Genomic DNA, 25011 nt, shown 5'->3' on the forward strand with positions numbered 1-25011 from the left:
TGGTTGTTGAATGTCGTTGTGGATCAACCGACGACTAGCGTGCGGGTATCGAGCTGCGCGAGCAGCATTTTTGCCTGCTCGACGATGTCGGCGTCGTTCGGGCGGAAATCGAGTTGCAGCGCGTCCGGCAACTGCTCGAAATGCTGGCCGCTGCTGCGCGCGTATGCGGGATCGTAGTGCCGTTCGATCAGTTCGCGCGCGAGCTCGGCGCGCCGGTTCTCGTCGACGAGCCGGAGCCAGCCCGTGATCCGCTCGCGGCTGTGCAGACCGATCAACCGTTCCAGCTGTCCCTTGAAGTAATCGGGATGCTCGAACAGATGCGCGTAATCCTGCAGCAGAAACGCCGCGCGGTCCTCGCTGCTCGAGCGCACCTCGACGCACGCGCCGCGATGAAACGTTTCGAGCAGCGCAAGCGGCAGCGTGACGGAGCCGATGCGTCGGCTTTCCGCCTCGACGAACACCGGCCGGTTCACGTCGAAGTCGCGCAGCGCGGTGACGAGCAGCGTGTCGAAACGCTTTTGCGACGGCTGCGCCACGCCCGCATACGCGCCGAGCAACGAGCCGCGATGCGAGGCGAGCGCCTCGAGGTCGAGCGTTTGCGCGCCGGCCTCATGCAGCGCCGACAGCAGCCGCGTCTTGCCGCTGCCGGTCGGGCCGACGAGCGCGATATAGCTGAAACGGCGCGGCAGGGTTTCGAGCCTCTCCAGCGTGGCGCGCCGGTAGCTCTTGTAGCCGCCGTCGAGTTGCCGCGCCGACCAGCCGATCATGTTGAACAGCGTCGTGACCGAGCCCGAACGCTTGCCGCCGCGCCAGCAGTAGATCAGCGGGCGCCAGTTGCGCGGCCGGTCGGCGAACGTGGTTTCCAGATGATGCGCGATGTTGCGCGCGACTAACGCCGCGCCGAGCCGCGTGCCCTCGAACGGCGACACCTGCTTGTAGGTCGTGCCGACCAGCACGCGTTCCTCGTTGCTCAGCACTGGCGCGTTGGTCGCGCCCGGAATATGGTCTTCCTCGAACTCGAGCGGAGTGCGAACGTCGACGATTTCATCGAAATCGCCGGCTTTGTCGAGGCTGACTAGAAGACTTTTCAAGGGAGTAGGGACAAAACGGACCGCGGGAAGACAGAAATTATCGCATGGGCGGCTCGTTCGGGCCGGTTATATGCGTCCTTCCCGGGGTTCTCCAGTGACGTCCTTCGGCCACCTACCTCAGATGACTTCGACCCGCGCTTCCCCGCTCACCAGCTCGCCGATCACCCGTGCGTCGGCAAAGCCATCGGCGCGGAACAGCGCGAGCACTTCGTCTACCTCTTCGGGCGAGCACGACACCAGCAGCCCGCCCGACGTCTGCGGATCGGTCAACAACGCGCGGCCGACGGACGGCAAGGTGGCGGGCAGCACCACGTCGTGGCCGTAGGCATCCCAGTTGCGGCCCGATGCGCCGGTGAAAATGCCTGCTTTCGCGAGGCTCGCGACGTTCGGCAGCCACGGCAGGTCCGCGTAGCGCACGCGCGCGGTCAGCTTCGAGCCGCGCGCGAGTTCCAGCGTGTGGCCGAGCAGGCCGAAGCCGGTGATGTCGGTCAGCGCATGCACGCCGTCGAGCCGCGCCAGCTCGGCGCCCGGCCGGTTCAGCTTGGTGGTTGCGCCGATCATTGCCGCGTAGCCGGCCTCGTCGAGCCGGTCCTTCTTCAATGCCGCGGACAGAATCCCGACGCCGAGCGGCTTGCCGAGGATCAGCACGTCTCCGGCCTGGCCGCCCGCGTTGCGCTTGATGCGCTTCGGATCGACGATGCCCAGCGCGACGAGGCCGTAAATCGGCTCGACCGAATCGATCGAATGGCCGCCCGCGACCGGGATGCCTGCTTCCGCGCAGACCGATTCGCCGCCTTTCAGCACGGCCGCGATCACGTCGTGCGGCAGCACGTTGATCGGCATGCCGACGATCGCGAGCGCCATGATCGGCTTGCCGCCCATCGCGTAGACGTCGGAGATCGCGTTGGTCGCGGCGATGCGGCCGAAGTCGAATGGATCGTCGACGATCGGCATGAAGAAATCGGTGGTCGCGACGATCGCCTGGTCTTCGTTGAGCTTGTAGACGGCGGCGTCGTCGGCGGTGTCGTTGCCGACCAGCAGATCGGGGAAGAATGGCAGCGGCGCGCTGCGCTTGAGCAGATCGGCGAGCAGGCCGGGCGCGATCTTGCAGCCGCAGCCGCCGCCGTGCGACAGGCTCGTCAGGCGGGGCGACTGGCTTGCTTGAACTTGGGTCATGGGGGCGAGAGTTGGGGTTCGTCGAATGACCGCATTATGAGGGTTGTTTTCACACTGTGCAGCGTCGGCACGGGCGCAAACCGGCGCTATGCCGAAACCGTTTCGAACCCCGTTTTGCCAGCGATAGACGGCCGCGTAAAAAATACTAATGCCGAAGGAAATGCAAGCGGCATGTCCGCGCGATGAAACGAATTCTTTACGCTACAACGCAATTCCGCGGCGCCGCGCGAATTGATCGGCGTCGACAATTAACAAACCAGTTATCGAGATTCCAGAACCTCAATTATTGCTGCCCGCGCCGGTCCCATACAGGCCATTGTTAAATCCGCCAGCCCCTTCGGGTTTTTGTCCTTGACCGGTGGTTTTGCCGCGCGCGCTACCCTGCCCGCTGTCTTTCGACTGAGGTTTTTGCGATTCATGAACCGCCGAAGCAGCCGGTTCGGGCGTCGAACCCATCGCGGACGAGCGGCTTTCCATTTGCGAAGAGCCGCGCGGCTGGGGAATCTGCGCGAAGCTGCGCGGGCTCGAGGCCAACAGCGCGGCGCCGAGGAGCGCCAGCGAGGCCGCGCCGCGTGCCGCGCGACAGGAGAAAGTCGGGGAGTTCATAGGAGCGCAATAATCCGCCGATAAGGTCAATGGGAGTCCCGATTCGCGGATGCAGCATGAACGGTGCCCAGCAGCGGGAATAAATCGTGCAGGCAGCGTGCCGCCCTTCATTCAAGTGACTTTCGCATGTCCCATTTACCGGGGTGGCGAATACGATGCATGTCGCGAAACGGCATCTATAATCAATTTTGTCCCCAAAAGAGCCGAGGCCATGCAATGACGCAAATGACTCGGCGACAATTCCTGAAGGTCTCTGCCACGACACTTGCCGGATCGAGCCTGGCCCTGATGGGCTTCTCGCCGACACCCGCGCTGGCCGAAGTCCGTCAGTACAAATTGTCGCGTGCGACTGAAACCCGCAACACCTGCCCGTACTGTTCGGTGGGCTGCGGCATCCTGATGTACGGTCTTGGCGACGAGGCTAAGAATGTGAAGACGAGCATCTTCCACATCGAGGGCGACCCCGACCATCCGGTCAATCGCGGCACGCTGTGCCCGAAGGGCGCGAGCCTGATCGACTTCATCCATAGCCCGAGCCGTCTGCGCTATCCCGAGTACCGCGCGGCCGGGGCGAGCGAGTGGAAGCGCATCTCGTGGGAAGACGCGCTAGACCGCATCGCGAAGCTGATGAAGGAAGACCGCGACGCGAACTTCGTCGAGACGACCGAAGACGGCAAAAAGGTCAACCGCTGGCTGACTACCGGCGTGCTCGCGGCATCGGCCGGCAGCAACGAGGTGGGTTATCTGACGCACAAGACTGTTCGCAGTCTTGGCATGCTCGGATTCGACAATCAGGCGCGTGTCTGACATGGCCCGACGGTGGCAGGTCTTGCCCCGACGTTTGGCCGTGGAGCGATGACGAACCATTGGGTCGACATCAGAAACGCGGACGTGATTCTCGTGATGGGCGGCAATGCGGCCGAGGCCCACCCATGCGGTTTCAAATGGGTCACCGAAGCCAAGGCGCACCGCAAGGCGCGCCTGATCGTGGTCGACCCGCGCTTTACGCGTACGGCGTCGGTCGCGGACTACTTCGTGCAGATCCGCACCGGTACGGACATTGCGTTCCTCGGCGGAGTGATCAACTACCTGCTGACGAACGACAAGATCCAGCACGAGTACGTGAAGAACTACACGGACATGCCGTTCATCGTGCGTGAGGATTTCGCGTTCAAGGACGGCCTGTTTTCCGGCTACAACGCCGGGAAGCGCAGCTACGACAAGACCTCGTGGGACTACGAGCGCGGCGACGACGGCTTCGCCAAGGTCGCCCCGACGCTGCAGGACCCGCGCTGCGTCTATCAGCTGATGAAGCAGCACTACTCGCGCTACACGCCCGAGCAGGTCGAGAAAATCTGCGGCGTGCCGAAAGAGAAGTTCCAGCACGTGTGCGAGATGCTCGCGTCGACGTCGGTGCCTGGGCGCGCGGCCACGATCATGTACGCGCTCGGCTGGACGCATCACTCGATCGGCTCGCAGATCATCCGCACCGGCGCGATGGTGCAGCTGCTGCTCGGCAACATCGGCATCGCGGGCGGCGGCATGAACGCGCTGCGCGGCCATTCGAACATCCAGGGCCTGACGGATCTCGGCCTGATGTCGAACCTGCTGCCGGGCTACATGACGCTGCCCATGGAAGCGGAGCAGGACTTCGACGCCTACATCGCGAAGCGCGCCACGCAGCCGCTGCGGCCGAACCAGCTGAGCTACTGGCGCAACTATCGCGCGTTCCACGTGAGCTTCATGAAATCGTGGTGGGGCGACAAGGCGACCGCCGAAAACAACTTCGCTTTCGACTATCTGCCGAAGCTCGACAAGTCCTACGACCTGCTGCAGGTCTTCGAGCTGATGAATCAGGGCAAAATGACCGGCTACCTCGCGCAGGGCTTCAACCCGCTTGCCGCCGCGCCGTTCAAGGCGAAGAACGGCGCGGCGCTGGCCAAGCTGAAGTGGCTCGTGATCATGGATCCGCTCGCGACCGAAACGTCGGAGTTCTGGAAGAACCACGGCCCGTTCAATGACGTCGACAGCGGCTCGATCCAGACCGAGGTGTTCCGTCTGCCGACCACCTGCTTCGCCGAGGAACGCGGCTCGCTCGTTAGTTCGAGCCGGGTGCTGCAGTGGCACTGGCAGGGCGCGGACGGTCCCGGCGAAGCGAAGAGCGACCTCGATATCATGGCGGGGCTGTGGCTGCGTATTCGCGACGCTTATCGCAAGGACGGCGGCAAGTATCCCGATCCGATCCTGAACATGAGCTGGCCGTATGCGAACCCGGAAAGCCCGACGCCCGAAGAACTCGCGATGGAGTTCAACGGCAAGGCACTCGCGGACGTTACCGATCCGAAGGACACGACCAAGGTGCTCGCGAAGAAGGGCGAGCAGCTCGCGAGTTTCGCGCTGCTGCGCGACGACGGCTCGACCTCGAGCGGCTGCTGGATCTTCTGCGGCGCGTGGACCCAGGCGGGCAACCAGATGGGCCGCCGCGACAACTCGGACCCGACCGGCATCGGCAACACGCTGAACTGGGCCTGGGCATGGCCGGTGAACCGGCGGGTTCTGTACAACCGCGCGTCGTGCGACCTCAGCGGCAAGCCGTTCGATCCGACGCGCAAGCTGATCGCGTGGAACGGCAGCAAGTGGTCGGGCGCCGACATTCCGGACTTCAAGGTCGACGAGCCGCCCGAAAACGGCATGAATCCGTTCATCATGAATCCGGAAGGGGTCGCTCGGTTCTTCGCGCGCGAGAATATGGTGGAAGGGCCATTCCCCGAGCACTACGAGCCGTTCGAAACGCCACTCGGCTACAACCCGCTGCATCCGGACAACAAGTTGGCCGTCAGCAATCCGGCGGCGCGCGTGTTCCCGGACGACAAGGCCACCTTCGGCTCACACGAGAACTTCCCGCACACGGCAACCACCTATCGTCTGACCGAGCATTTCCACTACTGGACCAAACACGCGCATCTGAACGCGATCATCCAGCCCGAGCAATTCGTCGAGATCGGCGACGACCTCGCGAAGGAGATCGGCGTGGTGGCCGGCGACCGGGTCAAGGTGAGCTCGAACCGTGGGCATGTGGTTGCCGTTGCGGTCGTGACGAAGCGGATCAAACCGCTGATGATCGAAGGCAAGAAGGTGCAGACCGTCGGGCTGCCGCTGCATTGGGGCTTCATGGGAGTCGCAAGGCCGGGCTATCTCGTCAATACGCTGACGCCCCCGGTGGGCGACGGGAATTCGCAGACACCGGAATTCAAGTCGTTCCTCGTCAAGGTCGAAAAGGCATAAGGAACAGAGATGGCACTGCAATCACTGGACATCAGACGCGTTTCGGCCACCACCACGCAGCCGCCGGTGATTCGCGAGCCGGCCACGGGCACGGTCGCGAAGCTCATCGACGTGTCGAAGTGCATCGGCTGCAAGGCGTGTCAGACGGCTTGCATGGAGTGGAACGATCTGCGCGACGAGATCGGCGTGAACGTGGGCGTCTACGACAACCCGCCCGACCTCACCGAGAATTCGTGGACCGTCATGCGGTTTGCCGAGTACGAGAATTCCGCCGGCGATATCGAATGGCTGATCCGCAAGGACGGCTGCATGCACTGCGAGGACCCGGGCTGTCTGAAGGCCTGTCCGTCGCCGGGCGCGATCGTGCAGTACACGAACGGCATCGTGGATTTCCACCAGGAGAACTGCATCGGCTGCGGCTTCTGCATCGCCGGCTGCCCGTTCGACATACCGCGTATGTCGAAGCAGGATCGCCGCGTATACAAGTGCACGCTGTGTTCGGATCGGGTGGCGGTCGGCCAGGAACCAGCCTGCGTGAAGACCTGCCCGACCGGCGCGATCATGTTCGGCACCAAGGAGGACATGAAGCAGCAGGCCGAGGACCGCATCGTCGATCTGAAGGAGCGCGGTTTTCAGAACGCTGGCCTGTATAACCCGGCCAAGGTCGGCGGCACGCATGTGATGTACGTGTTGCACCACGCCGACCGGCCGTCGCTGTATCACGGCCTGCCGGACGATCCGCGCATCAGTCCGCTGGTCTCGTTGTGGAAGGGCATAGCCAAGCCGATCGGGCTCGCCATTATGGGGATCGCCGCGCTCGCGGGCTTCTTCCACTACACGCGGGTCGGCCCGAACGAGGTTTCCGAGGCCGACGAAGCCGCAGCCGTCAAGGAAGCCGAAGAAGCACGCCGTTCGCGGGAGGGTACGCAATGAACCACTCGGAGCACACCGACTTCACGGACGTAACGGGCAACCGCCTGATCGTGCGCTATACGCCGAACGAGCGCACGAATCATTGGATCACCGCGATCTGTTTCGTCCTGCTTGCGCTGTCCGGTCTCGCGATGTTCCATCCGTCGATGGCGTTTCTGTACGTGGTACTCGGCGGCGGGCAGTGGACGCGGATTCTGCACCCGTTCATCGGCTGCGTGATGTTCATCTCGTTCCTGATTCTTGCGTTGCGCTTCTGGCATCACAACTATCTGGACCAGGCGGATATCCAGTGGATGAAGCAGATCGGCGACGTGCTGAACAATCGCGAGGAACGCCTGCCCGCAATCGGCAGGTACAACGCCGGGCAGAAGCTGCTGTTCTTCGTGATGGTGATCTGTATGCTGCTGCTGTTGCTGAGCGGCATCGTGATCTGGCGGCGCTACTTTTCGTTCTATTTCCCGATTGGTGTGATCCGGCTCTCGGCGCTCGTGCATGCCGTGACGGCATTCCTGCTGATCGTCGGCATCATCGTGCATATCTATGCGGCGCTGTGGGTCAAGGGCTCCATAGGTGCGATGACGCGCGGCACCGTTACCTATGGCTGGGCGCGCAAGCATCATCCAAACTGGTTCAGGGAAATCATCGGCAAGTAAAGTATGCTCAATCGGCGCTGCCCCAGCGCATGTTTCAATGCGCCGCAGCGCCCTTCGCACCGGGCCGCCGCGCCTCGTCGATGACGGGCGGCGGCCCTTCAGTTTTCAGAGGTCGATATCTTGACTCAACGCATTCTCGAAGCCGCCGACATCGAGTCGCTCGATCCCTCGGCAATACCCCGAATCCGCATGCCCGAGCGGCTCGCGGTGTTCGCGCCGCGCGCCGCGCGCCTGCGTCAGCTCGCCTCGCGCGGCAATCCGATCGCCGGCTACCTGCGGCTGATGGCGGCGCTCGCCGATGCGCAGCAGGCGGTGCTCGCGCACTTCAAGGCCCAGCCACCGAGCCCCGAGCTGATCGCGAGCGCGCAGCAGTATTCGATGCCGCTGATTCCGGCGCTGTCCGGCGAGCGCGATCCGGCGTGGCGCGACGTGTTGCTACAACTGCTCGACAGGATCGAAGCGGCGGGTCCCCCGTTGACGCCGCCGCTCGTGGCGTTGTTCGCGCGCCTGCGCTCGCTCGACGTCGCCGCGCTCGAAGCGCAGGCCGACGCGATCTTCGCGCAGCGCTTCGCCGACGTCGAGCCGGCGAGCGCGCCGTTCATCATGGCCGCGCTGCAGGTCGTATGGACCGACCTCGCCGCCGACATCGACAAGCGCGCCGTACCGTACCTCGACACACCGGGCCTGTGCCCGGTGTGCGGCTCGCATCCGGTGGCGAGCACGCTGCGCATCGGCGGCGCGTACGACAACTATCGGTATCTGCAATGCGGATTGTGCGCGACCGAATGGCATATGGTCCGTAGCAAATGCTCGAACTGCGATTCGACGAAGGGCATCGCGTACCAGGTAGCCGGCTCGCCCGACGCCGACGCAGCCGCGCGCGAGGCCGAATCGAAAAACGCCGCGCTGAAGGCGGAGTCGTGCGACGAATGCCATACTTACCGCAAGATCGGCATTCAGGCGAAGGACTACGAGTTCGATCCATTCGCGGACGACCTCGCGAGCCTCACGCTCGATCTGCTGATGGGCGCGGAAGGTTACCGGCGCGCGTCGCCGCATCCATGGCTGTGGCCGGAGCAGACGGCCGGCGCGGCCGAAACGGAGGGCGACGAGTCGGCCTGACGGCGACCTGACCGGACGCAAGTTCAAAACGACAAGGATTGCTCGTGAGCGATGTGAGCAGCTCGGCATTGCGCGCGCTGATGGCGCGCGTGCCGTCGGTGGACAAGGTGTTGGCGTCGGAAGAATTCGTGCCGCTCATCGGCGCATACGGCCGCACCCAGGTACTCAACGCGCTGCGCGACGCGCTCGATGCGTGGCGCATCAGTGCGCAATCGGGCGATGCGGCGGCCGACCCGGCGGTGAGCGCGCTCGATACCGCGCAGTTGCATGCGACGGTCGCCGCGGCGCTGCTCGCCCGTAACGCGTCGCGGCTGCGCAGCGTGTTCAATCTGACCGGCACCGTGTTGCACACGAACCTCGGCCGCGCGCTGCTGCCCGATGAGTCGGTGCGCGCCGTGATGAGCGCGCTCACGCAACCGGCCAACCTCGAGTTCGATCTCGCCACCGGCACGCGCGGCGACCGCGACGAACTGATCGACGATCTGATCTGCGAGCTGACCGGCGCCGAAGCGGCGACCATCGTCAACAACAACGCCGCCGCGGTGCTGCTCACGCTGTCCGCGCTCGCGGCGAAGAAGGAAGTGGTGGTGTCGCGCGGCGAACTCGTCGAAATCGGCGGCGCGTTTCGCATTCCCGACATCATGAGCCGCGCGGGCGCGAAGCTGCGCGAAGTCGGCACGACGAACCGCACCCATCTGAAGGACTATGAACAGGCGATCAACGCGCGTACCGCGCTGCTGATGAAAGTCCACGCGAGCAACTATGCGATCAGTGGCTTCACGAAGGAAGTCGGTATCGAAGAGATCGCGCCGCTCGCGCACGCGCGCGGGCTTGCGGTCGCCGTCGATCTCGGCAGCGGCACGCTCGTCGATCTCGCCGAATGGGGCTTGCCGCGCGAGCCGACGGTGCGCGAGACCGTCGCGGCCGGCGCCGATCTGGTCACGTTCAGCGGCGACAAGCTGCTCGGCGGCCCGCAGGCTGGGTTGATCGTCGGGCGGTGCGATCTGATCGCGAAGATCAAGAAGCATCCGCTGAAGCGCGCACTGCGGGTCGGCAAGCTGACACTTGCGGCGTTGGAGCCTGTGCTCCAGTTGTATCGCGCGCCGGAGAAGTTGACGGAGCGGCTGACCACGCTACGGCTCCTCACGCGGCCTGCCGAAGATATTCACGCCGCCGCGCAGCGCGTGTTACCGGCGCTACAGCAGGCGATCGACGCGCGCTACAGCGTGGCCGCGGAGCCGATGTTCAGCCAGATCGGCAGCGGCGCATTGCCCGTCGACGTGCTGCCGAGCTATGGCCTCGTCATCAGGATGACCGACGGCAAGCGCGGCGGCCGTCATCTGCTCGCGCTCGAAAAGCAGTTGCGCGAGATGGCGCGGCCGGTGCTCGGCCGGATCGCGGACGACGCGTTGCGGCTCGATCTGCGCTGCCTCGAAGCCGCCGACGAAGCACAATTGATCGCACAGCTGATCGCGCAACCGAAAAGCAGCTGAAGGACGGGCACGCATGATCGTCGGTACTGCTGGGCATATCGACCACGGCAAAACCAGCCTCGTGAAGGCACTGACCGGCGTCGACACGGACCGGCTCAAGGAAGAGAAAGCACGCGGCATTTCGATCGAGCTCGGCTACGCGTACGTACCGCTCGACAACGGCGACGTGCTCGGTCTGATCGACGTGCCGGGCCACGAAAAGCTCGTGCATACGATGACCGCGGGCGCGAGCGGCATCGACTTCGCGCTGCTCGTAGTCGCCGCCGATGACGGCGTGATGCCGCAAACACGCGAACATCTGGCGATCGTCGAACTGCTCGGCATCCGGCGCGGCGCAATCGCGTTGACGAAAGTGGATCGCGTCGACGACGAGCGCCTGCGCGAAGTGCGCGATGAAGTGAGCGCGTTCGTCGCTGGCAGCGTGCTGCGCGACGCGCCGATATTCGATACCTGCGCGACACGCGCGGGCGATGCAGGCGTCGCCGCGCTGAACGCGCATCTGCGCGAGCAGGCCGCCGCATGGCGCATGAAGCGCGACGACGGCCTGTTCCGCCTCGCCGTCGATCGCGTGTTCACGCTCGCGGGGCAGGGCACGATCGTCACCGGGACCGTGGTGGCGGGCAGCGTGAGCGTCGGCGACACGATGCTGCTCGCGCCGAAAAACGAATCGGTGCGCGTGCGCAGCATCCACGCGCAGAATCGCCCCGCCGAAACCGGTCGCGCCGGCCAGCGTTGCGCGCTGAATCTGGCGGGCATCGAGAAGAGTGCGATCGAGCGCGGCGACTGGATCGTCGATCCGCGACTGTCGCAAGCGAGCGAGCGCGTCGACGTCGCGTTGACGCTGCTCGCCGACGCGCCGCACGCGCTCGAACATTGGGAGCCGCTGCACGTGCATCTCGGCACGCAGCATCAGGTTGCGCATGTCGCGCTGCTCGAAGGCGACACGCTCGCGCCCGGTCAGCGCGCGCGCGTGCAACTCGTGTTCGAGCGGCCGGTGTGCACGGTGCCGGGCGATCGCTTCGTCGTGCGTAACGCTCAGGCCAATCGCACGGTGGGCGGTGGGCACGTGCTCGATGCGTTCGCTCCGGCGCGCAAGCGGCGCTCGCCGGAGCGCTTCGGCTGGCTCGACGCGATGCAGTCGCTGCTCGACACCGGCTCACTCGACGCGCTGTTCGCTCGCGCGCCGCACGGTTTGTCGCGGGCGTTGCTGGAGCGCCTCACGGGGATGCCGGCAGCCGCGCTCGCGTTGCCCGCCGCGACTCGCACGATCGAACTGCCGGGCCATGACGCGCTGCTGGTCGCGGACGCGACATGGCACACGCTCGAGGGGCGCCTGACGAGCGCGCTCGCGCAATACCACGAGCGCTCGCCCGACGAACTCGGCCCGGACGTGTCGCGCTTGCGGCGCATCGCGGCGCCACTGGTCGACGACGCGCTGTGGCGCGCGCTGGTCGACGTTGCGGCGGTGCGTGGCGAGCTCGTCAGACGCGGACCGTGGCTGCATTTGCCCGGCCACGCCGTGACGCTCGACGCCGCCGATCAGGCGCTTGCCGCGACGCTGCTGCCCGAGATCGAGGCGGGGCGTTTCGATCCGCCGTGGGTGCGCGAGCTCGCGAATGCGCACGGTGTGCCGGAGGAGCGCGCGCGTCAGTTGCTGCGCAAGCTCGCGCGTCAGGGCGAGCTGTTCCAGGTCGTGCATGACCTGTTCTATCACCAGCAGGTGATTCGCGAACTTGCGTCGATCGCGGCGGCGGAGGCGCACAAGAGCGGCGGCACCGTGGCGGCCGCGCCGTTTCGCGACGCGACCGGGCTCGGCCGAAAACGCGCGATCCAGCTTTTGGAGTTCTTCGACCGGGTTGGGTATACTCGCTTCCACCGTGGCCTGCACCTCGTGCGCACGGATAGCCGCTGGCTCGATCTGCCTTGATCTGGCTGGCGGTCTGTTTCTATCGGGCACGCGTCATTCAATCACCGTAGGAAGGCATTCGTATCCGGTGGTGCGGCTGGGCTTCAAACCCAGTTGAGGGCGTCAGACGCTCTCAGGTCGGTTCGACTCCGGCTGCCTTCCGCCCGGCAAGCCTTCCCGGGTATTCCGATATCTTTCTTCCGAAAACGTCCTCTAGACCGCTGATTTTAAAGCGGTTTATGGGTAACGACGTGCTTGCTGATTCCGGTAAGGTCCCACACAATTTACACACGAAGTATGGGTAGGAAGATGGGTAAGTGGGCAGGAGGGAAGCATGTCAGGACGACAGTTGCACCGGCTCAGCGCACTGCGGATCGCGAAGGAGGTGGCCCCGGGCCATTACGCCGACGGCGGTGGTCTCTACATGCAGATCGCGGACAGTGGCGCGCGTTCGTGGGTGTTCCGGTTCAGGCTTGACGGCCGCCTGAGGGAGATGGGCCTCGGTCCGGTTTCGCGAGTCTCGCTTGGCGAGGCGAGGAAACTGGCCGCCAGCTACCGCGAGATGGTCAGTGACCAGATTGATCCCATCCTCGCGCGGCGCGAGCAGCAGCGCCGACAGTTGCTCGATATCTCGGCGGATGCCAACGTGACGTTCCGTGAGGCAGCCGAAGCGTTCATCTGCGCGCGGGAGCCCGAGTGGCGAAACCGCAAGCATGTCCAACAGTGGGGTAATACGCTCAAGAGGTACGCATACCCGGTGATCGGCGAGGTCCGGGTGCGCGATATCGACACCGCGATGATCGTGCGGATTCTTCAGCCGATCTGGACGAAAAAGGCGGAAACCGCGCGCCGGGTGCGCGGCCGTATCAAGGCCATCCTCGACGCCGAGACTATCATGGGCCACCGCACCGGCAGCAACCCGGCACGGTACGTTGACCATTTGCAACTCGTATTGCCGCGCTCGAAGAAACGCTCACAGGTAAGACATCATCCCGCGCTGCCCTGGGAAGAACTGCCCGGGTTTATTCGCGACCTGGAGCAGCGCCCCAGGCGTGCAGCACGGGTCCTGCACCTGCTTATCCTCACAGCCACCCGCACGAACGAGGTCCGCTTTGCGCGGCCGGAGGAGTTCGACCTCGCCAACCGTATCTGGTCAATACCCGGCGACCGGACGAAAAGTGGCCGGCTGCTTCGCGTGCCGCTTTGTGAACGGGCCGTCGACATCGTACGCAGCGCGCTGCCGCGGGCGAAATACGGCTACCTGTTCCCGGGCTGCAAGGAAGGTCGCCCATTGTCGAACATGGCGATGCTGACTCTGCTGAGGCGCATGTCGCGGGACGGGATCACTGTGCATGGTTTCCGGTCGACGTTTCGCGACTGGGTGGCCGAATGTACGGAATACCCGGATTCACTCGCCGAAGAAGCACTGGCTCACATCATCGTATCGCAGACGGTAGCGGCCTACCGGCGTCGCGACCAGCTTGAGCGTCGGCGCCTGATGATGGAAGACTGGGGAAGGTATAGCGGCAAAGCGCAGGAGAGCACTGTGCCAACGGCGTCGGCGGTATCAGAAGCGTTCGCTGCATAGTTGCTGTTCGAACACGGAGAAAGCCGGACCATTCGACAGGTTTCTTTCGATCGTTCATTGAGCATTACTGACGGGCAGGCAGTCGCAGGGGGACTTTGTCTTCGTGTGGAGAATCATTTCCTGCATGGGGTGCAGGTGGTCGGAGGTTCAAATCCTCTCGCGCCGACCAATAGATATAAGGCTCTCATGGCTTCGGCTCTGAGAGCCTTTTCGTTTGGGGCGATTTTGCCCCCACGTTTGCCCCCACAGGACGGACGGCTCTCGCGGGAACAAAGCGGAATTTTGGGTCGCGTCGAGGGGCCGGCCGCGTTCGCTGCTCACGAGATTGAGGCTCGTATATCAATGCGCGCAATGCGAGAACTGTGTTCGCGACAACCTGTTTACTGGTAACGCAGTCCCATTTCTGACGGCTCGGGGGCTGCCAGCGGTCCAACTGTAGGGCGGCGGAGCAGCAGTTCATTCGCTTAGGAAAACCAGGAATGCGCGTTGGATACTAGTACGGCCTATCGATAACAGCCTGACGGAATCTCTATGAGGACACTGCAAGGTGGTGGATCGCTGCTCAGATCGAAACATCGATTTGGCTCCTATAGGTTTATCACTCCGCAGAGCGCAGCGCTGTTCGATCACTCCCTCTCCGCCAGAAACGGCGGAAAACCCCGCAGAGTCTGGGCCTAGCCGCATTTTGTTTTTGCGCGATCCACACAACGACATCAAGTCATAGCCGGAGTCTGGCGGACCTTCTTGTATGTCGGTCCAATGCATGGACCGAACTTATGTCCGGTCGCCGACAAGACGTTGATGACGTGTGCTTTATTAGCCACCATCGTCAACTCCAACGCAGCGACGATGCCGTACAACTCGCCCTTAATGTTGACGTCGACCATGCGATCGCACTCCCCTACGTGCAAGCGGTCAAGCGTCGAGCGAGCGAGGCGTGAGTTGATCGACCCAAACGCCGCGCTCAGCCAACATGTCTTCAAGGTGCCGTAGGCTCAGCGGATAGGCCACGTACCAGCGCACGCAAGTCAGAATCACGTCCAGCGGATAATGCAGGCGTTTGAGCACTCGGGCCACCACCGGATTCATCGTCTTCATCGAGCTTTCAGTCGTTCATGTCGTTCCGCACATCATAGCGGACCGGCCTTACTGCAACAGAACCGCCATAGCTTACTGGCCGCCGAACGGTTTCTCGACCGTCAGCTTGGTGGTCACGGAGATGACGCCCGGGACGCCCTTGGTGATTTCGGCCACCTTGTCGATCTGCGATGGGTCGACGACCGTCCCGTAGAGGGTGACTGCACCGCCCTTCGCGACGACACTGATGTTCCCGGCGTTGATCTCCTTGTGCTTCACGATGGCCGAATAGACCTTGCGGCGCAGTGCGCGACTGGCCGCCCGGTCCGATTTGGCCGCCGGTGCGGCCGACGCCGCCGTCGCGGCGCCATTCGACGCCGCGCTCGCTGCGCCTGACTGCGCCGAGACGTGAACCGATGCCAGCGCGAGCAATATGCCACCGGCCATCCTGAGTGCCATGTTGGTTGTGCTCATTCGATGCTCCGATTGTCGTGGTTCACGGGTCAGAAAGCGTGACGGATGCCGATCATTGCTGCGGTGCTCGACGTTCCTTCCGGAACCGGCGCAGCGTATACGATCGTCTGGCTCATGTTGCCCCGGTTGTTGACGTACCCGACCTGTGCGTAGGCGAGGGTGGTCTTGGACAGGTTATATTCGGCGCCCACCGCGAACAGATTCGACTGGTTGGACGAAAAATTCCGGTCCCTCAGGTAATAGAAGCCCGACGTGACCTTGAAGAATGGGGTGAACTGGTAGCCGAGGCCAGCGGAGATCATCTCGAAGCTGTCTTGACTGCTTTTCGCCGGATTCTTGCCCATGCCGTACGACGTCGACACGGAAACATTGTAAAACGTGTATTGCGCGCCAACGTACCAGAACCGGTTGTTGTTCAGGCCTGTCGCCGGGGTCACGGCACCGTTGGGCGCAAACGGGTTGGCATCGTGTCCGTTGTAGTACACCCCCGCCACGTTGAGGCCGTAGTTCGAATACTTGAGCACGGCCGACTCGCGCGTGCCGCCTTGAAACTTCCCGGCGACGCCGCCCGGCGCGTACTCGAGCGCAAGCGATGCGCCGTAGAATTTCGGCGACTGGTAGACGATCGCATTGTCGTCATACAGCGCGCCGATGGAGCCGTTCGTGCTGGTGCCCGGCCAGCCCGCGGCCTGGTTCAGGCCGAGCCATGCGGTCAGGATGCTGCCGAAGTATTGGGCGTTCCGTACGTCGGTGTCCGCCATCGCATAGATCATCGGCAGGATCTGCCGGCCCAGGTCGAGCGTGCCGTACGGACTCGACACGCCCACCGTCGTCTGCTGGTTGAACATCGCGGTGGCGGTCGGTGTGTCGGCCAATCCGGCCCTCCCGGTGGGTGTGTCGAACGACCCCTGCAGCTTGAAGTTGACCTTGTAGCCGCCGCCGATGTCCTCGGTGCCCTTCAAGCCCCAGAGGCTCGCATAGATGCCGCCGTCCTTGAGCTCGTAGACATGCCCGAGATTCACCTTCGACTGAAAGTTGCTCGCGTTCGCGCTCTGATACAGGAACCCGGTATCGAGTATGCCGTACAGCGTCACCGACGATTGCGCGTGTGCTGCGCTCGCGAACACGACAAGCGCTGCAGCGCCACTCCACTTCGATTTCATCTCGGTCTCCTAATTGTTTTGCAATCGCAGGACACTTCCGGCAGGCGTACGGCTAGTGCTGGAATGAAACTGGGCCGGGCGATTCTACCGGCATCGAGTGGGGCAGGAAGCAGTCCCCATGCTTAGATCGTGTTCCTCGATTCGGGCAGATGGCCCTGGGGCTGCTGGCGAGCGGTTCAAACAGTGACAGCAAGGCGCACCCTCACCGGTTGTAGAGGCCGGTCAGGGTGGCCGTAGCGAGCGTGTTCTGGTAGATCACGAATCGCACCACCGCGTTGGGCGCGTTGGCCGGCGGCTCCAGCTTGCGCACACCCAGCGCGTGCACGGTGAAGATATAGCGGTGCGCCGGCAAGCCCTTGGGCGGACAGGGACCGCCGTAGCCGGTGGCGCCGTAGTCGTTGGTGACCTGAGTGCCGCTGGCGCCCAGGTCAGTGGCGTCGGGTGAGCCTATGCCTGCGGCGAGCTGGGTGACGGACGAATCGATATCGAACAGGATCCAGTGCCAGAAGCCGCTGCCGGTGGGTGCGTCCGGGTCGTACAGCGTCAGGGCGAAGCTCCTCGTGCCTGCCGGCGCGCCGTGCCATTGCAGCGCGGGCGAACGGTTCTGGCCGGTCCCGTCGAAGCCATCGAACTCATGCACCAGTTGCAGCCGTTCCTGATCCTTGAATTCAGGCGATATCACTGTGAAGATGCTCACGTCATTTCCTTTGATTTACTTGATTTGATAACCAGGAAAGCTGCATCGCCTGGATGCGCCCCGGAACCGATGCACTTATTTGTCATGGCGCGGCATCCTCCAGCTGCGCCACGGCCTCCCCACGCACGACACGTTCGGCGGCGGACGAATATTCAATCGTGTCTGCCCCATTGATTCCGTTATGCGGACAGGTCCGCGATAACCCGGGCATAGGCGGCGCCCATTTCCGTCACTGTCGGATTGCGGCGCAGCGTCAGGCCGCCATTGACCTGCAGGTTCTGTCCCGTCATGAAGCACACGTCGCTTGCCAACCACAAAGCCGCTTCGGCGACGTCGTCCACAGTGCCAATACGTCGGAGCGGATAGCCGGCCTCGAAGGCCCCAATATTTCGGGATGTCCAGGGCGTCACCCGACATCGGCGTGCGAGTGACGCCAGGAGAGATCGAATTGGCGCGAATTCCGAGATGGCCAAAGTCGTTGGCCACACAGCGCACGACGTGGTCGGTGCCAGCCTTGGTGCCCAGATAGGCGGCGTGGTTCTCAAGCATGATCGTCGCGGTCGCGGGCGAGATCATGATGATCGAGCCCCCCGGCGTCGGATTTTGCCTCATCGCTTTCACGAGCACCTGCATGAACTGGAAGGGCCCCTTGAACTGGAGATCCATCATCGCCTGCAGTTCATCCTCACTCGTCTCTTCGAACGGCCGGAGAAGTCCCCAGCCCGTGGCGTTGATGCCGACATCGACGTGGCCGTAGCGCTCGTGCGCGAAGGCAACGAGGGCTCCGACGTCTTCCTTGCGCGTGAAATCGCAAAGCCGGCTGGCGCCTCCGATTTCGCTTGCCAGGTGATCCAACGGCTCCGCGCGTCGTCCAGCCACAATCACGCTGGCGCCTTCGCCGGCGAAGCGTCGGGCAATGCACTGCCCCATGTTGTCTTGACCGGCGGCGCCGACGACGATTACGACCTTACCCTCAAACCTCTTCATGAAACTGTCCTCCCGCAACGTTCATCCTCATTTCGCAGTCTCCAGGCCCGGGTTTATCGACCGTTGCTGATTGATCTGGTTGGTGTCGTCGGACGTGCCGTTGCCACGCCCTGGATGCGGTTTGTCTCGCGCTGCGCGGGTCAGTACGACTTCGGCAGCCCGAGCGCCTGCTCGGCGACGTAGCACAACGCGAGCTCCTGTGTCACCGGTGCGAGCAGCGACAGCACGCTTTCGCGCAGGCCCCGCTCGACGTGGTACTCGGTCGCGTAGCCGTAGCCGCCGTGCGTGCGCACCGCACGCAACGACGTCTCGAAACTGGCCTCCGCCGCCAGGTACTTGGCCGCCGTAGCCTCGACACCGCAGGGCTTGCCGGCTTCGTAGAGTGCCGCCGCCTTCCACATCAGCAGTTCGGCCGATTGCAGGCGCATCCAGCATTCCGCCAGCGGATGCTGGATCGCCTGGTTCTTGCCGATCGGCCGGCCGAACACGACGCGTTCCCTGGCGTAGTCGGTTGCCCGCGCCAGCGCGGTCTCAGCGGCGCCGAGCGCGGCAGCCGCGACGAGGATGCGCTCCGGATTCAGGCCGTGCAGCAGGTACCTGAAGCCTTGGCCTTCGTCGCCGATGCGATCCTCGACGGGAATCTCCAGCCCGTCGATGAACAGTTCGTTCGAGTCCACTGCCTTGCGCGCCATCTTGTCGATCTCGCTAATGCGGACATGCGAACGGTCGAGGTCGGTGTAGAACAGCGTGACGCCGTCCATCGGCCGCGCGCATGCCTCGATCGCCGTCGTGCGGGCCACCAGCAGGATCTTGTTGGCGTGCTGCGCGGTCGAGGTCCAGACCTTCTGGCCGTGGACGATGTAGCGGTCGCCCGCGCGGCGGGCGAAGGTTCTGACGCGTGTGGTGTCGGAACCGACGCTGGGCTCGGTCACGCCGAAGCAGGCGCGATCCGAACCGTCGATCAACGGCGGCAGCATGCGCCGCTTTTGCGCCTCGCTGCCGAACACGACCACCGGCTGCGGGCCGAACAGGTTCAGATGTACCGACGACACCGCCGCCGAGCCGAGCTTGCCGATCGTGCGCATCACCATCGCAGCCGCGGAGATGCCGAGGCCGGCGCCGCCGTGTTCCTTGGGCATGGTCACGCCGAACCACCCGCCGCGAGCGACGGCGTCACAGAACTCGCTGGGCCAGCGTCCATCGCGGTCCCGCTCGAGCCAGTAATCGGCGCCGAAGTCGGCGCAGCGGGCCTCGACGGCGTCGCGGATTGCAAGCTGGTCGTCGGAGAAGTCGAAATTCATGCGGGGCGCTCCTGCAGCAGGTCTGCGGGGACGTCGACCGGCATGTCGAGCAGCATCTGCGCCATGCCCTTGCCGAGCGGGTCGTTGCGCAGCGACGCCATGCCGCCGCCGCCCAGCGCCCGTTCGCAGACGAGGTTGATGGCATGGATGCCGGGCAGCTCGTAACGGTGGACCGGCCCCTGCACCAGATGGCGGAGGTACTCCGCGACGCGTTCTGGCGTCACCTGGTCTTGCAGCACCGGCAGCAGGGCTGGATGCCGCGCGATGAGGCCGATGTTGGAGGTGTCGCCCTTGTCGCCGCTGCGTCCGAGCGCGATTCTCACGAGCGGCACGGTCTGGCGTGGGCCCGCGGGCAGCGCACCCTCGATGGGCGCCAGCGGTCCGGGCGCGGCCTGCGCTTGCGGTGGCGGCAACGTCACGGCGAATGTCGTCTCGCCGAGCGTGACCGTCGGCGTCACCTGCGCCTTCGGAATGAGCCAGGCGAACTGCCGCAGCACCGGCGACACCGAGGGACGGCCACCGGCACCGGTCGTGCCGGGCGACCAGGACGTGCCGGGTGCGGCTAACTCGCGGCTGAACATCTCCAGTGCGCGCCGGTCGGCATGCCTCACCGTCAGGCGCAACACAACTTCGCGCGTCGGCAAGGGGCGAGCATGCGGCCCGTAGGCTGATTCCGTGCCGAGCAGCTCGATATGGGTGGCCAGGAAATCCGCGAACCCGCTCTCGTGCAGCAGCCGACGGCCGCGCTCGAGCAGCGCTTCGCCCGTGCGCTTGGCCTTCGCTGCGGCGTCGATCCCGACGATGGTGAGCTGCCCGGACACCTTGAAGCCCGCCGGCGCGGTGGCGCTGACCTTGTAGGTGCCGGTTGGCGGGCGGCCGCGCGCGCCGGTCACGAGCACGCGATGCGGCCCGGCCTGCTCCATGCGCACCTGGCGGAAGTCGCAGGTCACGTCCGGCAGCAGATAGTTGGCCGGATCGCCTATCTCGTACAGCAGTTGCTCCCCGACGGTTGCGGGCGTGACGAGGCCGCCGGTGTCTGCGGGCTTGGTGACCACAAAGCTGCCGTCTTCGCGGCACTCGACGATCGGATAGCCGATGTTCGCCCAGTCCGGCACGCTGGCCCAGTCGGTGTGCAGGCCGCCTGTCGCCTGGCAGCCGCATTCGATGATGTGGCCGGCCAGGCTGCCGGCGGCGAGCCGGTGGAAGTCGTCGGCCGCCCAGCCGAACTCGTGCATCAGCACGCCGAGGGTGACCGCACTGTCGACGCAGCGGCCGGTGATGACGATGTCGGCGCCCGCGGCCAGGGCCCGCGCGATGGGCAGTGCGCCGAGATAGGCATTGGCCGTCACCAGGCGCTCCGGCATAGGCTCGCCGCTGGTCATTTCGACCGTGCCGGCCGCTCGCATCGCGGCGGCAAGCGGGAGCACGTCGTCCCCTTCGACGGTCGCGACCCGCACCGGTACGCCGAGTTCGTCGGCCAGAGCCCGCACCGCCGCGGCGCAGCCCCTCGGATTCACGCCGCCGGCGTTGCTGACGATGCGGATGCCCTGCTCGACGGCTTGCTTCAGCACCGAGCGCAGCGCCACCGTGACGAAGTCGATGGCGTAGCCTTCCTCCGGCCGCTTCATGCGCGCGCCCGCGAGGATCGACATGGTGAGCTCGGCGAGATAGTCGAACACGAGGTAATCGATGGCGCCGCAGCGCACCAGCTGCAGCGGCCCGAGGCTGCTGTCGCCCCAGAAGCCCGAGGCGCCGCCGATGCGCACGACCTTGCCCGGCGTCGCGGATGTCAGTTGCCCGTCCATTGCGGTTTCCTTTTTTCCTTGAATGCGGCCAGGCCCTCGCGCGCGTCCTGGGTCAGGGCCAGCAGGCCGATCTGCCCTTCGCCGAAGGCGATCGCCTCTTCGAAGGACATCGAGCGCATCGCCTTCATCGCATACATGCCGCGCCGCAGCGCGGTAGGTGAGTTGGCGAGCAGCCGCGACAGCAGGCGCTCGAGCGCAGCGTCGAGGTCGTCAGCCACCTCGTTCACCAGACCGATCTCGCGTGCCCGCGCCGCGTCGATGGGCTCGCCCGTCAGGCACAGCTGCGCCAGGCAGCGCAGCGGCAACTGGGCCTGCAGCACGGCGAGCACCTGCATCGGGAACACGCCCACCTTCACCTCGGGCAGGCCGAAGCTCGCGTGCCGGGCCGTGATGGCGAGATCGCACATCGCGAGCAGGCCCATGCCGCCGGCCATGCAGGCGCCGTTGACCCGCGCGACGAGCGGCACGTTCAGCGTGCGGGCCGTGCGCAGCAGGTCGGCATAGGCGCTGGTCGGCGTGGCGTAGTCGAACGCGAAGGCATCCCCGCCCAGGTCGGCGCCGGCGCAGAACGCCTCGTCGCCCGCACCGGTGAGCACCACCGCGCGAATCGTCTCGTCAGACCGGGCGCGATCCAGCGCTTTCTGCAAGGTGCCGATCACTTCCGCGTTGAGCGCATTCCGGCGCTCCGGACGGTCGATGGTGAGAATCAGCCGCCCGTCCTGCCGGCTGCCGTGCACGACCTCGCTCATGCTTCGACTCCCGTTGACTCGCTGCACGCCGCCACTTGCGTCACGCCCTCCTGCGCCATCTCGCGGATCTGCTGCGGCGAGTAGCCGGCCTCGGCCAGCACTTGCGCGCTGTGCTCACCCAGCAGCGGCGGCGGGCGCAGCGGCGGCAGCGAGGTTTGCGGCCATTCGCTGGGCACCGCCATGGTTCGCAGCATGCCTTCGGTGGGATGCTCGAACTGCTGGAAAAACCCGATGTCCTGCAGGTGCGGATCGTCCATCAGCGACTCGAAGGTGTGCACCGGCAACACCGGGATGCCGAGCGGCTCCAGCAGCTCGCGCCATTGCTGCGTGGTCTGCGCTTTCAGCTTGTCGGCGAGGATCTCGTACAGCGCCTCGACATGCTGGGTGCGCGATTCGCCGTCGGCAAACCGCGGGTCGCTGTTGAACCGCTCGGCCTCGCCGACCACGCGCATGAAGGCCTGCCACTGTTCGTCGGTGTAGACGACGAGGCACACCAGGCCGTCCTGCGTGGCGTACGGCCGCCGCTGCGGGTTGAGCAGCCGCGGATAGCCGAAGCCGCCGCGCGGCGGGATGAACGTGTGGCCGTACAGATGATCGCCCAGCATCATCTGCGCGGTGGTCTCGAACATCGGCACGTCCACCGCCTGCCCGCAACCCGTGCGCTCGCGCGCTAGCAGGGCCGCGCAGATCACGCCGAACGCGTACAGGCCCGTGGCCCGGTCCGAGAGGTTGAGCGGGGCATAGCGCGGCACGTCGGAACCGGCCCGCACGCTGGCCTCGGGGATCGCGACGGCCGCCTGGATCAGGTCGTCGAAGGCGCGCGAGTCCGCATAGCGGCCGCGCTGGCTGAAGCCGAAGGTGCCGACGTAGACGATGCGCGGGTTCACCAGCCGCAGCGCCTCGTAATCCAGCCCGAGGCGCTGCATCGCCTGCGGCCGCACGTTGTAGACCAGCGCGTCGGCCGTCTGCGCCAGCTTCAGCAGCGCTTCCTTGCCGGCAGGGCGCTTCAGGTCCAGCATAACGCTGCGCTTGTTGCGGTTCAGGTTGAGGAACAGCGGGCCGGCGCCCGAGCGCCCGCCGGGTCCGACGGCGCGCAGCATGTCGCCGCCGGGCGGCTCCACCTTGATCACGTCGGCCCCCAGGTCGGCCAGCATCTGCGTGGCCGAAGGTCCCATGACGACTTCGGTGATGTCGATGATGCGCAGGCCGGCCAGCGGCCCACCCTGGTTCGAGTCGTTGTTCATTCTGTCCGTGCTCCTCTTTCCGGTCAGGAACCGGCCACGTCGGCGCCGTTGCCGCGGATGTAGGGCACCGGTCCGATGTCGCGCGCTGCCGCGAGGGCCTCGATCGCGTACCGGATCGAGACCGCGTCATTGAGCGAGTGGAACGTGCCGTCCTCGTTGAAGCTCACTTGCGCGCCTTCGATCCAGGCGATGGTGATGGTGTCCTCGGTGTTGTCCTCGGGGGTGTAGAAGGTGTGCACCGAGCCGGCGGGCTCGTACAGGTAGGAGCCTGCCGTCTGCCGCTGCTCGGGGTATTCGCGATACGCCCAGCAGCCCTGGATCGTCCACACCTGCGCCGTACCGGTGTGGTAGTGAATCGGCAGCGAGCAACCGGGTTCCAGGATGGCCATGAAGACCCACTCGCCGCGCTCCAGGTCCAGGCGCAGCGGCTTGATGTGGATGCCCGGAAAGACATCCCTGATCAGCGGGATCTGCTCGATGTTGACGGTCAGAAGTTTGTCCTGGGGCAGGGCGGGCAGCGGCAGCGGGACGCCGGTGGACGTGGTGGGCTGCGCGAGAATTCTTGCGTTCATGCGTTGTCTCCGGTTGCTAGTGGGTGTAAGGCAGTCGATGGAAGCCGCCCTTTGATAAGGAAGCCGGACGCAGGCTGCTCCGGCAAACAGCGCAGGGAGGCAGCGGCCCCGCGCGGAAGAAACAGGAAGTCGCCCGGGGTGAGACCGAAGTCCTGCCCGTCGACACGTGCGTCGATCCGTCCGTCTTCGACGTAGAGAACCTGCTCGGCGTCAGGCTCCGAGGCGCAGACCGATGCGCTGCCGGCAGGCATGCGCAGCGCCGCAATGTCGACCCAGCGCGCGTCAGCGGTCTCGCGGTCGATGAGGGGAACCGTGCCGGTGGCGGCGTCGCCGGCGGCAAGCACGCGCACCTTGCCGTGAGCAGGCGCGGCGGCAGCGCCGTCGGGTTCCGTGATCGTGTGCGCCGGGTTCTCGCCATAAGGCGGCGTATAGACGACCAGCACACGCCCGGGCTGGTCGCTGGTCACGCGAAACGAATGGAACACGCTGGCCGGCACGTAAGCCCAGGTCCCGGGCTCCATCGCTTCCACGATGCCCTCCGCCCCCGACTCGCCGGTTCCCTCGATCATGTAGGCGCATTGCTCCAGGTGGGGATGCGCGTGCGGCCGCGCGCCGTGCGATTTCATGATCGTGCCGACCAGCACTTCGAGCGCCGTCGCGCCGACAGTCTCGGGGCCGATCACGCGCACGTTAGAGGTGCCGGTATGGTTCGCCGGCGCGTAGGCGGCAAGATCGGCCGCCCTGACCACGGTAGGTACGGGCTTCATTCGGGCTGGCTCCATGCGGTCTTGAGCTCCGGGGCGGCGGCCTGCGCCGCCGTGAAGCCGGAGGCATTGGGATGATTTTCCACGATGACGGGCTTGCCCTTGCTGGCGGGCAGCGATTGGTCGAGCACGCGCGCCCTGGCGTCCCGTCCGCTTCCGACCTGAAAGGGAATGATGATCTTGATGGGCTTGGCCGGATAAGGGGCCACCGCCATCGCTTGCGGCTCAAGGACGGGGGTAGCCAGGAGGAAGAGAAGGTTCCGCATGCGCATCGAGCTCCACTCAGGACTCAACTTCAGGGACTTAAACCTAAATGCCTAATGTT

22 protein-coding genes, 1 tRNA gene and 1 pseudogene are annotated in these 25011 nt (G+C 65.1%); 8 read left to right on the forward strand and 16 right to left on the reverse strand.

What is annotated here, in order from left to right:
- Positions 1-23 precede the first annotated feature (23 nt).
- The 3 genes from mnmH to OKW28_RS09940 all read right to left on the reverse strand — a co-directional run bounded on the left by mnmH (position 24) and on the right by OKW28_RS09940 (position 2984).
- Positions 24-1091, reverse strand: coding sequence for a tRNA 2-selenouridine(34) synthase MnmH (mnmH, locus tag OKW28_RS09930; RefSeq protein WP_429445131.1), 1068 nt, complete (start codon positions 1089-1091; stop codon positions 24-26).
- Between the two features lie 117 nt (positions 1092-1208).
- Positions 1209-2267 (reverse strand): selenide, water dikinase SelD, encoded by a 1059-nt coding sequence (gene selD, locus OKW28_RS09935; protein ID WP_429445133.1) that lies wholly within the window; start codon positions 2265-2267, stop codon positions 1209-1211.
- A 279-nt stretch (positions 2268-2546) separates the two neighbouring features.
- A complete protein-coding gene (locus OKW28_RS09940; protein WP_429445134.1) occupies positions 2547-2984 on the reverse strand; it encodes a beta-xylosidase in 438 nt (145 codons plus the stop codon).
- A 105-nt stretch (positions 2985-3089) separates the two neighbouring features.
- On the opposite strand from OKW28_RS09940, the gene fdnG reads away from it, so the two are divergent.
- The 8 genes from fdnG to OKW28_RS09980 all read left to right on the forward strand — a co-directional run bounded on the left by fdnG (position 3090) and on the right by OKW28_RS09980 (position 13853).
- Positions 3090-6158: a formate dehydrogenase-N subunit alpha gene (gene fdnG, locus OKW28_RS09945; protein WP_429445136.1), complete on the forward strand. Its 3069-nt coding sequence runs from the start codon at positions 3090-3092 to the stop codon at positions 6156-6158.
- 9 nt (positions 6159-6167) lie between these two features.
- Entirely contained in the window at positions 6168-7091 is a 924-nt protein-coding gene (gene fdxH / locus OKW28_RS09950; protein ID WP_429445138.1) for a formate dehydrogenase subunit beta, read from the forward strand.
- The gene (locus OKW28_RS09955; RefSeq protein WP_429445140.1) at positions 7088-7744 is read left to right on the forward strand and encodes a formate dehydrogenase subunit gamma; all 657 of its coding nucleotides are present in this window, start codon (positions 7088-7090) and stop codon (positions 7742-7744) included. The genes fdxH and OKW28_RS09955 overlap by 4 nt, the downstream gene beginning before the upstream one ends.
- 120 nt (positions 7745-7864) lie before the next feature.
- The gene (fdhE, locus tag OKW28_RS09960; RefSeq protein ID WP_429445142.1) at positions 7865-8866 is read left to right on the forward strand and encodes a formate dehydrogenase accessory protein FdhE; all 1002 of its coding nucleotides are present in this window, start codon (positions 7865-7867) and stop codon (positions 8864-8866) included.
- Between the two features lie 44 nt (positions 8867-8910).
- On the forward strand, positions 8911-10359 hold the full coding sequence (gene selA / locus OKW28_RS09965) for an L-seryl-tRNA(Sec) selenium transferase (protein WP_429445144.1): 1449 nt from the start codon (positions 8911-8913) through the stop codon (positions 10357-10359).
- 13 nt (positions 10360-10372) lie between these two features.
- Complete coding sequence (gene selB / locus OKW28_RS09970; RefSeq protein WP_429445146.1) at positions 10373-12286, forward strand: selenocysteine-specific translation elongation factor; 1914 nt, start codon at positions 10373-10375, stop codon at positions 12284-12286.
- A 49-nt stretch (positions 12287-12335) separates the two neighbouring features.
- Positions 12336-12428 (forward strand) — tRNA-Sec (locus OKW28_RS09975).
- A 171-nt stretch (positions 12429-12599) separates the two neighbouring features.
- Positions 12600-13853: a tyrosine-type recombinase/integrase gene (locus OKW28_RS09980; RefSeq protein WP_429445148.1), complete on the forward strand. Its 1254-nt coding sequence runs from the start codon at positions 12600-12602 to the stop codon at positions 13851-13853.
- 713 nt (positions 13854-14566) lie between these two features.
- On the opposite strand, the gene OKW28_RS09985 is transcribed toward OKW28_RS09980, so the two are convergent.
- The 13 genes and pseudogenes from OKW28_RS09985 to OKW28_RS10045 all read right to left on the reverse strand — a co-directional run bounded on the left by OKW28_RS09985 (position 14567) and on the right by OKW28_RS10045 (position 24952).
- Positions 14567-14740, reverse strand: a complete 174-nt coding sequence (locus tag OKW28_RS09985; protein WP_429445150.1) for a hypothetical protein — start codon at positions 14738-14740, stop codon at positions 14567-14569.
- A 49-nt stretch (positions 14741-14789) separates the two neighbouring features.
- Positions 14790-14951 (reverse strand): annotated as a pseudogene (locus OKW28_RS09990) (IS6 family transposase); the annotation flags it as partial.
- Positions 14952-15023: 72 nt separating this feature from the next.
- The gene (locus OKW28_RS09995) at positions 15024-15404 is read right to left on the reverse strand and encodes a BON domain-containing protein (protein ID WP_429445153.1); all 381 of its coding nucleotides are present in this window, start codon (positions 15402-15404) and stop codon (positions 15024-15026) included.
- 29 nt (positions 15405-15433) lie between these two features.
- Positions 15434-16567 (reverse strand): porin, encoded by a 1134-nt coding sequence (locus OKW28_RS10000; protein WP_429445155.1) that lies wholly within the window; start codon positions 16565-16567, stop codon positions 15434-15436.
- 202 nt (positions 16568-16769) lie between these two features.
- The gene (locus OKW28_RS10005; protein WP_429445157.1) at positions 16770-17264 is read right to left on the reverse strand and encodes a YbhB/YbcL family Raf kinase inhibitor-like protein; all 495 of its coding nucleotides are present in this window, start codon (positions 17262-17264) and stop codon (positions 16770-16772) included.
- Between the two features lie 75 nt (positions 17265-17339).
- The gene (locus OKW28_RS10010) at positions 17340-18251 is read right to left on the reverse strand and encodes an SDR family NAD(P)-dependent oxidoreductase (protein WP_429445159.1); all 912 of its coding nucleotides are present in this window, start codon (positions 18249-18251) and stop codon (positions 17340-17342) included.
- A 140-nt stretch (positions 18252-18391) separates the two neighbouring features.
- Positions 18392-19552 (reverse strand): acyl-CoA dehydrogenase family protein, encoded by a 1161-nt coding sequence (locus OKW28_RS10015; RefSeq protein WP_429445161.1) that lies wholly within the window; start codon positions 19550-19552, stop codon positions 18392-18394.
- Positions 19549-21357, reverse strand: coding sequence for an acyclic terpene utilization AtuA family protein (locus OKW28_RS10020; RefSeq protein WP_429445163.1), 1809 nt, complete (start codon positions 21355-21357; stop codon positions 19549-19551). The genes OKW28_RS10015 and OKW28_RS10020 overlap by 4 nt, the downstream gene beginning before the upstream one ends.
- Positions 21342-22106: an enoyl-CoA hydratase-related protein gene (locus OKW28_RS10025; protein ID WP_429445165.1), complete on the reverse strand. Its 765-nt coding sequence runs from the start codon at positions 22104-22106 to the stop codon at positions 21342-21344. The genes OKW28_RS10020 and OKW28_RS10025 overlap by 16 nt, the downstream gene beginning before the upstream one ends.
- Complete coding sequence (locus tag OKW28_RS10030) at positions 22103-23350, reverse strand: CaiB/BaiF CoA transferase family protein (RefSeq protein WP_429445167.1); 1248 nt, start codon at positions 23348-23350, stop codon at positions 22103-22105. Before OKW28_RS10030 ends, OKW28_RS10025 begins: the two co-directional genes overlap by 4 nt.
- Before the next feature lie 23 nt (positions 23351-23373).
- The gene (locus OKW28_RS10035; protein WP_184040377.1) at positions 23374-23922 is read right to left on the reverse strand and encodes a 2,4'-dihydroxyacetophenone dioxygenase family protein; all 549 of its coding nucleotides are present in this window, start codon (positions 23920-23922) and stop codon (positions 23374-23376) included.
- Entirely contained in the window at positions 23919-24689 is a 771-nt protein-coding gene (locus OKW28_RS10040; RefSeq protein ID WP_429445169.1) for a cupin domain-containing protein, read from the reverse strand. Before OKW28_RS10040 ends, OKW28_RS10035 begins: the two co-directional genes overlap by 4 nt.
- On the reverse strand, positions 24686-24952 hold the full coding sequence (locus OKW28_RS10045) for a hypothetical protein (RefSeq protein WP_429445171.1): 267 nt from the start codon (positions 24950-24952) through the stop codon (positions 24686-24688). The genes OKW28_RS10040 and OKW28_RS10045 overlap by 4 nt, the downstream gene beginning before the upstream one ends.
- Positions 24953-25011: the final 59 nt, after the last annotated feature.

It is taken from the genome of Paraburkholderia sp. 40 (assembly GCF_050434105.1).
GTDB classification, from domain to species: domain Bacteria; phylum Pseudomonadota; class Gammaproteobacteria; order Burkholderiales; family Burkholderiaceae; genus Paraburkholderia; species Paraburkholderia tuberum.

Coding starts and splice junctions, on each gene's coding strand:
- selD (WP_429445133.1), bottom strand. CDS start 2,267: ATGACCCAAGTTCAAGCAAGCCAGTCGCCCCGCCTGACGAGCCTGTCG.
- OKW28_RS09940 (WP_429445134.1), bottom strand. CDS start 2,984: ATGAAGGGCGGCACGCTGCCTGCACGATTTATTCCCGCTGCTGGGCAC.
- fdxH (WP_429445138.1), top strand. CDS start 6,168: ATGGCACTGCAATCACTGGACATCAGACGCGTTTCGGCCACCACCACG.
- OKW28_RS09955 (WP_429445140.1), top strand. CDS start 7,088: ATGAACCACTCGGAGCACACCGACTTCACGGACGTAACGGGCAACCGC.
- selB (WP_429445146.1), top strand. CDS start 10,373: ATGATCGTCGGTACTGCTGGGCATATCGACCACGGCAAAACCAGCCTC.
- OKW28_RS09980 (WP_429445148.1), top strand. CDS start 12,600: ATGTCAGGACGACAGTTGCACCGGCTCAGCGCACTGCGGATCGCGAAG.
- OKW28_RS09985 (WP_429445150.1), bottom strand. CDS start 14,740: ATGGTCGACGTCAACATTAAGGGCGAGTTGTACGGCATCGTCGCTGCG.
- OKW28_RS09995 (WP_429445153.1), bottom strand. CDS start 15,404: ATGAGCACAACCAACATGGCACTCAGGATGGCCGGTGGCATATTGCTC.
- OKW28_RS10000 (WP_429445155.1), bottom strand. CDS start 16,567: ATGAAATCGAAGTGGAGTGGCGCTGCAGCGCTTGTCGTGTTCGCGAGC.
- OKW28_RS10010 (WP_429445159.1), bottom strand. CDS start 18,251: ATGAAGAGGTTTGAGGGTAAGGTCGTAATCGTCGTCGGCGCCGCCGGT.
- OKW28_RS10015 (WP_429445161.1), bottom strand. CDS start 19,552: ATGAATTTCGACTTCTCCGACGACCAGCTTGCAATCCGCGACGCCGTC.
- OKW28_RS10020 (WP_429445163.1), bottom strand. CDS start 21,357: ATGGACGGGCAACTGACATCCGCGACGCCGGGCAAGGTCGTGCGCATC.
- OKW28_RS10025 (WP_429445165.1), bottom strand. CDS start 22,106: ATGAGCGAGGTCGTGCACGGCAGCCGGCAGGACGGGCGGCTGATTCTC.
- OKW28_RS10030 (WP_429445167.1), bottom strand. CDS start 23,350: ATGAACAACGACTCGAACCAGGGTGGGCCGCTGGCCGGCCTGCGCATC.
- OKW28_RS10035 (WP_184040377.1), bottom strand. CDS start 23,922: ATGAACGCAAGAATTCTCGCGCAGCCCACCACGTCCACCGGCGTCCCG.
- OKW28_RS10040 (WP_429445169.1), bottom strand. CDS start 24,689: ATGAAGCCCGTACCTACCGTGGTCAGGGCGGCCGATCTTGCCGCCTAC.
- OKW28_RS10045 (WP_429445171.1), bottom strand. CDS start 24,952: ATGCGGAACCTTCTCTTCCTCCTGGCTACCCCCGTCCTTGAGCCGCAA.